The sequence below is a fragment of the Aeromonas sp. FDAARGOS 1407 genome, assembly GCF_019048725.1.
GTDB lineage: Bacteria > Pseudomonadota > Gammaproteobacteria > Enterobacterales > Aeromonadaceae > Aeromonas > Aeromonas enteropelogenes.
In genome coordinates, this window is sequence record NZ_CP077399.1 from 3143073 (window position 1) to 3155071 (window position 11999).

General features: G+C 64.0%; 11 protein-coding genes. 4 read left to right on the plus strand and 7 right to left on the minus strand.

Annotated elements, in window-relative coordinates:
• Positions 1–3: 3 nt before the first annotated feature.
• The 4 genes from I6L37_RS14935 (at position 4) to I6L37_RS14950 (ending at position 3280) form a co-directional block, all read left to right on the plus strand.
• The gene (locus I6L37_RS14935) at positions 4–981 is read left to right on the plus strand and encodes an ABC transporter permease (protein WP_216994177.1); all 978 of its coding nucleotides are present in this window, start codon (positions 4–6) and stop codon (positions 979–981) included.
• Positions 971–1783 carry an ABC transporter permease gene (locus I6L37_RS14940; RefSeq protein ID WP_201979095.1) on the plus strand — a complete coding sequence of 271 codons (813 nt, stop codon included), beginning with the start codon at positions 971–973 and terminating at the stop codon, positions 1781–1783. The genes I6L37_RS14935 and I6L37_RS14940 overlap by 11 nt, the downstream gene beginning before the upstream one ends.
• A 70-nt stretch (positions 1784–1853) precedes the next feature.
• Positions 1854–2642 (plus strand): ATP-binding cassette domain-containing protein, encoded by a 789-nt coding sequence (locus I6L37_RS14945; RefSeq protein WP_216992245.1) that lies wholly within the window; start codon positions 1854–1856, stop codon positions 2640–2642.
• Positions 2642–3280 (plus strand): ATP-binding cassette domain-containing protein, encoded by a 639-nt coding sequence (locus tag I6L37_RS14950; RefSeq protein ID WP_216992246.1) that lies wholly within the window; start codon positions 2642–2644, stop codon positions 3278–3280. The genes I6L37_RS14945 and I6L37_RS14950 overlap by 1 nt, the downstream gene beginning before the upstream one ends.
• 323 nt (positions 3281–3603) lie before the next feature.
• Here the strand turns inward: I6L37_RS14950 and hypB are convergent, their stop codons facing one another.
• From hypB to selB, 7 genes are all read right to left on the minus strand, one after another.
• Positions 3604–4707 carry a hydrogenase nickel incorporation protein HypB gene (gene hypB / locus I6L37_RS14955; protein ID WP_367948768.1) on the minus strand — a complete coding sequence of 368 codons (1104 nt, stop codon included), beginning with the start codon at positions 4705–4707 and terminating at the stop codon, positions 3604–3606.
• A gap of 1 nt (position 4708) precedes the next feature.
• Complete coding sequence (gene hypA / locus I6L37_RS14960; RefSeq protein WP_026458218.1) at positions 4709–5050, minus strand: hydrogenase maturation nickel metallochaperone HypA; 342 nt, start codon at positions 5048–5050, stop codon at positions 4709–4711.
• 9 nt (positions 5051–5059) lie between these two features.
• Entirely contained in the window at positions 5060–6064 is a 1005-nt protein-coding gene (hypE, locus tag I6L37_RS14965) for a hydrogenase expression/formation protein HypE (protein WP_216992247.1), read from the minus strand.
• An 85-nt stretch (positions 6065–6149) separates the two neighbouring features.
• On the minus strand, positions 6150–7268 hold the full coding sequence (hypD, locus tag I6L37_RS14970; protein WP_216992248.1) for a hydrogenase formation protein HypD: 1119 nt from the start codon (positions 7266–7268) through the stop codon (positions 6150–6152).
• Positions 7262–7513: a HypC/HybG/HupF family hydrogenase formation chaperone gene (locus tag I6L37_RS14975; RefSeq protein WP_026458475.1), complete on the minus strand. Its 252-nt coding sequence runs from the start codon at positions 7511–7513 to the stop codon at positions 7262–7264. Before I6L37_RS14975 ends, hypD begins: the two co-directional genes overlap by 7 nt.
• A 143-nt stretch (positions 7514–7656) precedes the next feature.
• Positions 7657–10077, minus strand: coding sequence for a carbamoyltransferase HypF (gene hypF / locus I6L37_RS14980; RefSeq protein WP_216992249.1), 2421 nt, complete (start codon positions 10075–10077; stop codon positions 7657–7659).
• Positions 10074–11999 carry a selenocysteine-specific translation elongation factor gene (gene selB / locus I6L37_RS14985; RefSeq protein ID WP_216992250.1) on the minus strand — a complete coding sequence of 642 codons (1926 nt, stop codon included), beginning with the start codon at positions 11997–11999 and terminating at the stop codon, positions 10074–10076. Before selB ends, hypF begins: the two co-directional genes overlap by 4 nt.

Here is an 11999-nt window from a genome sequence, read left to right on the forward strand (position 1 = left end):
GCCATGCTGAAAATGGCGAGCAAAGCCCTGCTGCGTCTGGCAGGGCTCCTGTGTCTGGTATCGCTCGGGACCTTCGTGCTCCTGAGCTATTCCCCCATTGATCCCGTCAAAGCCTATATCGGCAACGATCTGTTGCACGTGCCGCCCGAGCAGTACGCCCGCATCGCCGCCCGCTGGGGGCTGGATCAGCCCCTGTGGCAGCGCTACTGGCACTGGTTTACCCAGGTGCTCAAGGGGGATCTGGGCTACTCCATGCTCTACAACGCGCCTGTGGGTGAGGTGATCGGCAGCCGCTTTGCCGCCTCCTTCCTGCTGCTGGGGGGGGCCTGGTTGCTCTCGGGCTCGCTGGGCATATTGCTGGGCTTGTGTGCCGGTCGTTACCTCAACCGCTGGCCGGATCGCCTCATCTGCCGTTTTGCTTACCTGCTCGCTTCCCTGCCCACCTTCTGGGTCGGCCTCTTGTTGCTGGCCCTGTTTGCGGTGCACTGGCCTTGGCTGCCGGTCTGCTGCGCCTGGACCCCGGGCCTCCCGGCTGATGAGGCGGACTGGGCCATGCGAGCTAGGCATCTGGTGTTGCCGGTGGCGACCTTGACCCTGCTGGGGATGGGCAATATCGCCCTGCACACCCGGGGGCGGGTGGCCGAGGTGCTGGAGAGCGACTTTATTCGCTATGCCCGCGCACAAGGGGATGGCGGTTGGCCCATGCTGCGTTTTCACGTGCTGCGCCACGCCCTGACCCCGGCCCTCTGCCTGCAGTTTGCCTCGCTGGGTGAGCTGATTGGCGGGTCGCTGCTGGCGGAGAAGGTCTTCGCCTACCCGGGGCTCGGTCAGGCCACCGTGGATGCGGGGCTGCGGGGGGATATCCCCTTGCTGATGGGGATAGTGCTCTTTTGCACCCTGCTGGTCTTTTTGGGCAACAGTGCCGCCCGCCTGCTGGTGACACGCATGAATGTCGGCTGGGAGGGGGAACATGCTGTTTAATCCGCTTCCCTCCTTGCTGCGTCTGGGGTTTGCGCTGGTCGCCCTGGCGCTGCTGGCTGGCTACGGCTGGGGGCTTTCGGCCCACGAGGTGCCCATGGATCTGCTGGCCCGCCATCAGCCGCCGTCGCTGGCTCACTGGTTCGGCACCGATCAGATGGGGAGGGATCTCTGGCAACGCGCCTTTCAGGGCACCCTCACCAGTCTCGAACTTGGTCTTGGCACGGCCCTGTGCAGCGGCCTGCTGGCCATGGTGGCGGCGAGTGTCTCTCTGGTTCATCCGCGCTGTGATGTGGCGGTGCGGCTGATCATCGACGCCATGCTGGCATTGCCCCATATGCTGCTGCTTATCCTTATCTGCTTCACCGTGGGGGGCGGCATGCGCGGGGTGATCCTGGCGGTGGCGCTGACCCACTGGCCCAAGCTGGCACTCATTCTTTGCGCCGAGGCACGGCGCATCGCCAGCAGCGACTATATGATCCTGGCCCGCTGTCAGGGGATGGGGCCCTGGCGCCGCTGGCGGGCCCACCTGCTGCCTGGGCTCTTGCCCCAGTGGTTTATCGGCACCCTGTTGATGTTCCCCCACGCCGTGCTGCACAGTGCCGCCCTGAGCTTTCTCGGGTTTGGCCTCTCGGCTCACGAGGCATCGCTGGGTCTGCTGCTGGCCGATGCCCTGCGTTATCTCGCCGGGGGCGGTTGGTGGCTGGCCCTCTTCCCCGGTCTGATGCTGCTGTTGCTGGTGCTGCTGTTTGATCAAGCCACCCGCGCCCTGCAGCGGCTCTGGTTCGGAGGGGAGGGATGCTGATCCCGTTGTGCGACCTCATTCTGATCTCGTGGCGGCAGAGCAACCATCCAACTGTTTTTGGGAGTAAACGATGCTGACCTTCGACAAGGTGACCATAGAGGCGGCCCACTACTCCTGGTGGGGGCGGCGCCAGTGGCGACCGCTGCTGACCGATATCAGCCTGCAACTGGCCCCCGGCGAAATCGTCGCGCTGGTGGGGGGGAGCGGTGAGGGCAAGAGCCTGCTGCTGCAAAGCGCGCTCACCCTGCTGCCGGACAACCTGCGCATGCGCGGCACCATTGCCCTTGACGGCGATCCCCTGTGCGACGAGAGTCGGGCCCGCCTGCGCGGTCACACCCTCTGCTATGTACCACAGGGGGTGAGCGCCCTCAATCCGCTGCTGACGGTGGAGCGCCAGCTGGGCCGTGCGGCCAGGTTGTGTGGCCAGCGCAGTTCCCGTGAGCAACTTGGCGCGCAGCTTGCGCGCTACCAGCTACCCCCCGCGACCCTGGCGCGCTATCCGCGCCAGCTCTCCGGCGGCATGGCCAAGCGCATCCTGGCCTGCACCGCGGCCTTGAGCGGCGCCCGCTTTATCCTGGCGGACGAGATCACCGCCTGGCTCGACGAGGAGCTGGCCTGCCAGCTGCTGGCCCAGTTGCGGGAGATTGCAAGTCAAGGAAGCGGCATCCTCTGGGTTACCCATGATCTGGCGCTGGCCTCGCGCTTTGCCGATCGCATCGTGGCGCTCCATCGGGGGCGGGTGAGCGATACCTTGAGCAGCCACCACCTGCGCCAGGGGCAGGGGAGCGAGATGCTGCGGGATCACTGGCAGGCATTGCCTGAGTTCAACGCGCTCTTTTCTGCGCCGGAGGCATCCTGATGTTCGAAGTACGAGACCTGACCGTGCGACAGGGGGATCGCGCGCTCTGGCAGGCGATGAGCCTCACCATCCAGGCTGGCGAGCGAGTGGGGATTTCCGCCCCGAGCGGCCATGGCAAGACCACCCTCGGGCGGATATTGGCGGGCTGGCAGCCGGCGAGTGAGGGAACCCTGCTGCTCGATGGCAAGGTGCTTCCCCGGCAATGGAAGGGCTACCACCCCATCCAGCTGGTGCCCCAACACCCCGAGCTCACCTTCAATCCCCACCGCAGCACGGGCCAGGCGCTGTGGGATGTGTGGCGCCCCGACGAGGCCATGCTGGCCCGTTTTCTGGTCAACCCCGAATGGCTTGGCCGAAAACCCGGCCAGCTCTCAGGCGGTGAGCTGGCCCGCATCGCCCTGTTGCGTGCTCTCGATCCCCGCACCCGGCTGCTGATCGCCGACGAGGTGACCGCCCAGCTCGATCCCAGGCTGCAACGCCAGATCTGGCTTGAGCTGATACGCGAGTGCGAGAACCGGGGGCTCGGCATGTTGATCTTCAGTCACCAACAGGCGCTGCTGCGCCAGATCTGCCATCGCATCATCCGGGTTGGCGAGGAGCAGCCGATGGCAGAGCAAAGAGCTCATCACGCGGCCTGAGTGGCCGCGTTCCCCCTCATCTCCAACCCTTCTCCCGCCAGGGGAGAAAGGGGGGGAATGTGCCTCGACGCCGAGCCTGGGGTTTGGGAAACATGGCTGGCCATTGTGCCTGGAGACTCTCCCGGGAGCTGTGCCTATTTCGAGCATGTTGCCGGGATCCACGAACCGGTTCCCTCTCCCCGGGGAGAGGGGTAGGGTGAGGGGGCGAGTGTGAGACTCTGGTCATTCTGGACAGAGAGAACCGTTGGCAAGGTGCGCAGATAAAAAAGAGGGAGGCATCAGCCTCCCTCTTTTTTTATCTGCGGTGTTTAACCGGTTCGCACTCAGGCGCTGGCCAGCCAGCTTAACCAGGCTTCCATCCCTTCCCCCGTGGTGGCGCTCACCTGGATCACCTGGATATAGGGGTTGACTCGCTTGGCGTTCTCGATGCAGCGGGCCACATCGAAGCTCACGTAGGGCAGCAGGTCAATCTTGTTGATCACCATCAGCTGGGCGGCGGCGAACATGTCCGGGTACTTGAGGGGCTTCTCTTCCCCCTCGGTGACGGAGAGGATCGCCACCTTGTACTTCTCGCCGAGATCGAAGCTGGCGGGGCAAACCAGGTTGCCCACGTTCTCGATAAAGAGGACGCCGCCATCCAGGGTCGGCAGCTGGTGGCAGGCGTCGTGCACCATCTTGGCATCCAGATGGCAACCCTTGCCGGTGTTGATCTGGATGGCGGGCACGCCGGTGGCACGGATGCGATCGGCATCCGCGCTTGTCTGCTGATCACCCTCGATCACGGCACAGGGGCGCTTGTCTGCCAGCTGGCGCAGGGTTTCGCACAGCAAGGTGGTCTTGCCCGAGCCCGGGCTCGATACCAGGTTCAGCACCAGCTGGTTGGCGGCTTCGAAGTGTTCGCGGTTGTGGGCTGCCAGCAGGTTGTTCTTGGCCAGCACATCCATCTCGATGGCGATCAGCTGGCGCTGCCCCATACCGGGCACCGACAGTCCCGCTTCCCCTTTGCCGTAGTGCAGATCACCCTGCTCATGCTCATGCTCATGCTCATGCTCATGCTCATGAGAGTGGCTGTGTGCGTGATCATGTTGATGGGGGTGGGCATGATGGTGCAGATGAGCATGATCATGGTGATGGTCGTGAGGGTGATCATGGGTGTGCCCGTGGCCATGATCATGAGGCACCGGCTCCATGGGGGAGCGCACACCGTGGTAGTGGTGATGGACATCCCCCTGATGGTGGTAGTGGTGGTGAACGATCAGGGTGCGCGGTGCATCTTGTCCGTGATCATGCTCGTGATGGTCGCCGTGGGCAGGGTGATGATCGTGCTCATGGTGGTGGGAGTGAGCATGGTCGTGATGGTGCTCATGGTCGTGTTCATGTTCGTGACCGGCGATCCGCGCCTGGCCGCATCCGCATACGCTACACATTTCAACTTACCTCGATATCGGTGATGCGCAGGCTATCGCCCTGCGCGACGCGTAATTTGTATCCGCCACAGTCGGGGCAGGGCTGGCCCCGCTCGGTGAGCTGCACCGTCTTGCTGCAGTCGTAGCACCAGCCTTCGGCCGTCTTGTGCTGAAAATGCAGGCGGGCACCCTCGACGACGGTCCCCTTGGCGGCGGCCTCGAAGCAGAAGGCGATGGTGCTCTGATCGACACAGGAGAAGCTGCCGATCTCGAGCCAGAGGGCGGTGACCTTGTGAAAGCCCCGCTGGGTGGCCTGCTCGGCCGCCAGATCGATGGCGGCCATGGCCAGAGACATTTCGTGCATAGGGATTCCTTAACAGATCCGCGGGAGCAGTTCCCCTTGCGGCAGCTCCAGATAACGGCGGCTGCCCCAGGGGTTGCTCAGGATCACCTTGTGCTGCGCGCTGGTCTGAGCCACGCCAATCTGGCTGGCGGAGGGGTTGAATTGCTGCAAGATGGCCAAGGCGTTTTGCGCCTGCTCGGCGGGCAGGGCCAGCACCATGGTCCCCTCGTTGGCGAGATCATAGGGTTCGAAGCCGTAGAGCTCGCACAGGCCGCGCACCGGATCGCACACCGGAATGGCGGACTCTTCCAGCTCGATGGCCACTTGGGAGGCGCTGCTCCACTCGTTGAGCACGGCCGCAAGGCCACCGCGGGTGGCATCGCGCAGAGCATGGGGGGTGAGCCCCGCGCTCAGCAGCGCCTCTACTTGCGGCCAGAGGGTGGTGCAATCGCTTTGCAAATCCGAGCCCAGCTGCAGGGCGTCGCGGGCCATCAGGATGCAGGCGCCGTGGCTGCCGATATCCCGCGACACCAGGATGGCGTCACCGGCCTTGATATTGCGCACCGAGATGCCCCGGCTCTGTTCTGGCAGCGGGAAGCTGCCGACCCCGCTGGTGTTGATGAAGATCTTGTCCGCCGCCCCCTTGGGCACCACCTTGGTGTCGCCGCAGACGATGCGGGCACCGCTCTTGGCAAGCTCCCGGGCCATGGATTCCACGATGCGGGCGAGGTCGGCGTAAGGGAGACCCTCCTCGATGATAAAGCTGCAACTGAGGTATTCCGGCTTGGCCCCCATCATGGCGAGATCGTTGACCGTGCCAGCGATGGCCAGCTTGCCGATATCGCCCCCTTCAAAGAAGATCGGCGAGACGGTGAAGCTGTCGGTGGTGAAGGCAACGGGGCCCTCCACCGGCAGCAGGGCGGCATCTTCGCCGCGCAGCAGGATCTCATTGCCAAAGTGGTGGAAGAAGAGCTGGTTTATCAGCTGATTCATCTCCACTCCGCCACCGCCGTGGCTAAGTTGAATTTCTCTCATCGGGGCTGGCTCTCCACAAGATTGACGAAACAGACGGGTTCATCTCGACCGCTCACACGACCGCCGTGGCTTAACTGACTCTCTCTCATCGTGATTGGATCCCCATATATCGGTAATAGGCATTGCAGGCCCCCTCCGAGCTCACCATGCAGCTGCCCATGGGTTGGGTCGGGGTACAGCCACGACCGAAGACCTTGCACTGGCTTGGCTTGGCAAGCCCGCGCAGGATATCGGCGCACTGGCACGCCTTGTGATCGTCGATGGGGGTCTGATCAAGCTGGAAATGACGCTCCGCATCACGCCTGGCGAAGTCATCGCGCAGACGCAGGGCGGAGGCGTTGATGTCCCCAAGACCGCGCCAGCGAAAGTGCTCGCGGGTCTCGAAATAGCGCTCGACCAGCCGCTGGGCCGCCTGATTGCCGCTGGCGGTCACCGCTCGGCTGTACTGCACCTCCAGGGCGCAGCGTCCCTCCACCTTCTGGCGCACCATCATCAAGAGCGCCTCCATCACATCCACTGGCTCGAAGCCGCTCACCACCACCGGCACCCGGTAGCGCTCGACGATGGGCAGATAGATATCGGCGCCTGTGATGACGCTGACATGGGAGGGGCCAATAAAGGCGTTGACCCGGGCCACCCCGTCGGCCATCACGGCGTGGATGGCGGGGGGTACCAGCACATGGTTGATATGAAACAGCAGGTTCTCCACCCCTTGCGATTCGGCGGCCGCCAGCAAGGCGGCGGTCATGGGAGTAGAGGTCTCGAACCCGATGGCGAAGAAGACCACGGTCTTGTCCGGGTTCTCCTTGGCGATGCGCAGGGCATCGAGGGGGTCGTAGACGGGGCGGATATCGCTCCCCTTGGCCCGTTGCTGGGCCAAGGAACCCCTGGAGCCCGGTACCCGGATCATGTCCCCCAGGGTGACCAGGATGACATTGGGTTCGCGGGCCAGCGCCATGGCCTGATCGATGCGCTCCTTGGGCATGATGCAGACCGGGCAGCCGGGGCCGTGAACGAACTCGATGTTCGCTGGCAAGAGCTGGTGCAGGCCGTACTTCATGATGGTGTGGGTATGGCCGCCGCACACCTCCATCACCCGCAGCGGCTCGGGCAGATCTTTTGCAAGCTCGGTGATTTGGGTTGCGAGGGCGCGGATCACCTGGGGCTGACGAAAGCCCTGGAACAGATCATTCAAGGTCAGCATGGCAGCGTCTCTTGCTCAGGCATCAGGGCCACCATCTGGCGGAAACTCTCGAGGCTCGCCTGCGCCTCTTCTTCATCAATCTTGCTCATCACAAAACCGATGTGGAGCAGCACATAGTCCCCGATCCCGAGGGGCTCATCGAGCAGCATGCAGCTGACCCGGCGTTGTACCCCCAGGGTGTCGACGGTGACACAGTTGTCTTCGGGGTGCAGTTGCACCACCTGGGAGGGAATGGAAAGGCACATATCAGGACTCCGAAATGCAACGGGTGAAGGCAAGGCGACGGGCCCGCGGCACGGCGATGCGGGCCGTGCGCGCGTCGGGCTCGCGCTTGTCGTGAAGAGGGGGGGAACATGGAAAAGGCGCATCGGGTGCTCGTTCTCGGCTCTCACTCATCAAGGCTGGCGGCGCCTTCGGCAGGGCTGGCAACACCGGTTTGCGCGGCCCTGTGGTGGATGGCGAACCAGAGTTGTCCGGCGGCGATGCCACCGTCGTTGAGCGGCAGGATCTCGCTGGTCAATACCTCGCATCCGGCCTCTTCGAGACGGGGAATGAGGGCATCCATCAGCACCCGGTTTTGAAACACGCCGCCGCCAAGTGCCACCGGGTAGCCTGAAAAGCGCTTAGCAAGAGCGACGACAAGCTCGCTGATGGCGCGGATAAAGCCGGCGGCCAGGCTGGCAACCGGGGCGCGGTCCCGGGCCTTGATCAGCGCATCGATCAAGGGGGCCCAGTCGATCAGAAGTGGGCCATCGGGTTGTTCCGTCAGCTTAAAATGGAGCTGCCAGGGCTGTTCGTGCGGCGAAAGCCTTAGCGCCGCCGCCTCCAGCAGGAGGCCTGCTTCCCCCTCGTAATCCGGGGTGTCGACAAGGCCGAGCAGCGCCGCGACGGCATCGAACAGCCGACCGATGGAACTGGTATGGGGCGCGTTGCGACCGAGATGCCAGAGCTGGTGCAGGTTGCTGATCCGCTCTATGGGCAGTTTGTTGATCAGCGGAATATCGAGCTGTCTGATCTCCTCGACGTCATACGACTCAAACAGCAGCCCCAGCAACTGGCGCACCGGCTCGCGGATGGCGGCCTCACCGCCGATCAGCTTGAAAGGCCGCAGGTGTGCCAGTCGCTTGAAGCCCTTCACATCGGCCAGCAGCAGCTCGCCACCCCAGAGCGAGCCCTCATCACCAAGGCCGGTGCCATCGAAGGCAACGCCCAGTACGGGGCCGGTCAGGTTGTGCTCGGCCATCACCGCCAGCAGGTGGGCGTGGTGGTGCTGCACCTCAAGGTGAGTGGCGTTGTGCTCGCGGCAATACCCCTTGGCCCACTGGTGGCTGAGATAACCGGGGTGGCGATCCGAGACCAGCAGTTCGGGTTTGAGATCGTACAGCCCCCGGAAGGTGGCGAGGGTCTGTTCGAAGTGATCCTGCATCGGCAGGCTGTGCAGATCGCCGATATAGGGGCTGTAGATACGCTGGCGACCGAAGGCCAACGCCAGCTGGTTTTTCTGCTGGGCCCCGACCGCCAGCAGCGGTGTCTTGACCGCTTCTTTCAGGCTGGGGGTGCAGGGTGCATAGCCCCGCGCCAGACGCAGGGTCTGGCGCCGACCACCCGCCCACTGCACCAGGCTGTCGTCGCAGGGGTGCAGGATGGGGCGGTTGTGATCCAGGATGCCGTCGATCTGATGGCCCAGCTCGCGCACCACCGCCTCGCATTCGACAAGGATGGGGCTGCCACGGCCATTGGCGCTGGTGGCCACCAGCGGGATGGCGCACGCATCGAGCAGCAGCTGGTGGAGCGGGGTATAGGGGAGCATGATACCGAGATAGGGGATGCCGGGGGCTATCCCCTCGGCCAGCGGCACCGCTGGTTGTTGGGATGGCCGATCATCCTTGGTGCGCTTGCGCAGCAGGGTAATGGGCCTGGCCTGGGAGACGAGCAGGTTCCACTCTTCTTCGCTGCCGGTGACATGCAATTGGGCCTCGGCAAGGGAGCCCATCATCACCGCCAGGGGCTTGCGCTCGCGCCGCTTGAGCGTTCTCAATCTGGCAACGCTCTGTTCATTACGGGCATCACATATCAGGTGATAGCCGCCCATCCCCTTGACTGCGATAAGCGCGCCTCCTTGCAGGGCGCGGGCGGCGGCTTGCAGGGCATCCTCGCGCTCGGCCAAGGCATCCCCCGTACCGGTGCGCCAGGTCAGGTGCGGGCCGCACTTGGGGCAGCTCACCGGCTGGGCGTGGTAGCGTCTGTCCAGCGGATCTTCGTAGGCTGCCGCGCAGCGCGGGCACATGGCAAAGCCCGCCATGGCGGTATGGGGCCTGTCGTAGGGGAGGCGACGGATGATGGTGTAGCGCGGGCCGCAGTGGGTGCAGTTGGTAAAGGGGTAGTGGTGGTGGCGATCAAGGGGGTTGGCCACATCCCGGGCGCACGCCTCGCACATCCCCTGATCCGGCGAGATGGCGACTGTGGCCGCGCTCTGCTGCTGGCTCGCTTTAATTCGAAACTGGCCATGGAATTGGCCGTCAAAGTCAGGGTCAGCGTCAAGGGGCCGCGCCCGCTCGCTGAAATAATCAATTCGACTCAGCGGTGGCGCCAACTCCCGCAGTTCGCGGGCAAAAGCGGCCAGCTGCTCGGGCGACCCTTCGGCGCCAATGGTGACGCCGCTTGCATCATTCAAGACATAGCCGGTGAGGCGGTGGCGCAGGGCCAGGCCATAGACGAAGGGGCGAAAACCGACCCCCTGCACGATACCGTCGAGATGAAACTCAAGGCGCTGGCGGGTGGTGGTCTGGATGTCGGGTTGCGCCGTCATGCCGGCACCTCGTGAGCGCGCGCTGGCATGCGCAATACCCGGCGATCGTTCTCTTCCCGGCGCACCCAGCCGTCCATCTCCATGCGAAGGCAAAATGGGATGGCGTATTTGCGCGACAATCCGGTGACTTGTTTGAGTGACGCCATGTCGATCAGATCTCCCACCTGCTGGCCAGCCAGCACGGTTTCTACCATTTGGTTGTAAAGCGCAGCGTCGTAGTAGATGGGTCCTTCCAGCTGCACCAGATACTTGAGTCTGGCCAGATTGCGCAGCTGTTTTTGCAGCGCTCCCTTTTGTTGCAGGCGCTGGCGCAAACTGGCTGGCAGGGAGAGCAGTGGATCCACCGTCACGCCGCCGGGGCCCAGTTTACCGGGCTCATACCCCTCCTTGCCTTGATCTCGCACCAGTTTGAGCACCAACTGTGCCTCTTCTTCCAGATCATCTTCCGACTCGCCGTTGCCCGGCTGCCACTTGTCGTGATGAAGGCGAACCAGCTGCCCGGTTTTGAGTTGTTGCAACAGGGCCTGGATAACCGGCTGAGCGATGCCAAAGCGGGTCGCCAGCTCGGCGGCGCTCAAGGGCTCGCTTGCCAGGGTGCCAAGAAGCTTGTCACGGTGCTGGGCCAGCCAGGTGCGCTCCAATACCCAGTCGCCCAGTTGCACAAGATGGGCAGGAAGATCGACGGGAAGCGTGCGAAAACGGCTGGCTGCCACATAACCGCTGAGCCCGAGCTCAAGGTTGGCGGGGTGATAGTCGGTCAGCTCATCCGGCAGGTTGCCCAGCAGGGCGTGCAGTGCCTTGCGTCTGGCGGGGTGAATATCACCGCACCAGAGGATGCGGCCGCCGTGCAGCAACTCGCTGCTGCCGTGGCGGATGATGGCGAGCGGCTGGCCAAAGAAACAGGGGATGGGATCGGCGAAGATAAGCCGCGCCAGCCGAGTATCCTTGATTGGAACGAAACGGGCCCGGCCATGCCAGCTGCCGAGAGCCACTTCCACCTCTTTGTTGTGCAGAGGGGAGCGCAGCTCGCGGATATCGGTGCCAACCTCTTCAAGTCGCACGATAAGATGAGTGGCCGCCTCGCACTGGCCATCGGCACGGGTCAGGCAGTGACCGCGGGCCACCTCCTTGTGGGGAACCTTTTTCAGGCCCACCGCTACCCGGCAGACGGCGCCGATCTCATCGACGCTCTGGTGATAGGCCTGCAGGGAACGGATCTGCACCTCGCGGCCGGCGGGCTGGAGCAGGAGCTTGTCCCCCACCTTGAGGCTGCCCTGCTGCAGGGTGCCGGTGAGCACGGTGCCGGTACCGCTGGCGGTAAAGACCCGGTCTACATAGAGGCGCGGTGGCGCCTCTTCGCGATCGCGGCGGGGTGGACCCTGTTCGAGGGCCGCGTGCGATGCTGGCAGATCGGCAAGCTGGCGCAGGATGGCGGCGTGCAGGGCGTCGATATGCTCGCCAGTTTTGGCGCTGACGCTGACGATATCGGGCACCATGCCGCTTTCGTCCATCACTCGCTCCAGCAGGTGCTCTTCCAGCAGCGCCAGTTCATCGGCGCTCACCAGATCGCACTTGTTGATGCAGACAACAAGGCGTGGCACCCCCATGGCCCTGAGCAGGCGCAGGTGTTCGCCGGTCATCGGCATCCACCCCTCGTCGGCGGCGATCACCAGCAGCACCAGATCCAGGCTCCAGAGCCCCGCCACCATGTTGCGGATATAGCGCTCATGACCCGGCACATCGATAACGCCTATGGTGTTGCCCTGGCCATCGTCAAAATGGGCAAAACCGAGATCCTGGGTCATGCCGATGGCCTGCTCGTGGGCGCGGGCCGTGGTAATGCCGGTGAGGGCCTTGATAAGCTGGGTCTTGCCGTGATCCACGTGACCGGCGAGGCCGATGACGGCGCGATAGGAGGTCAT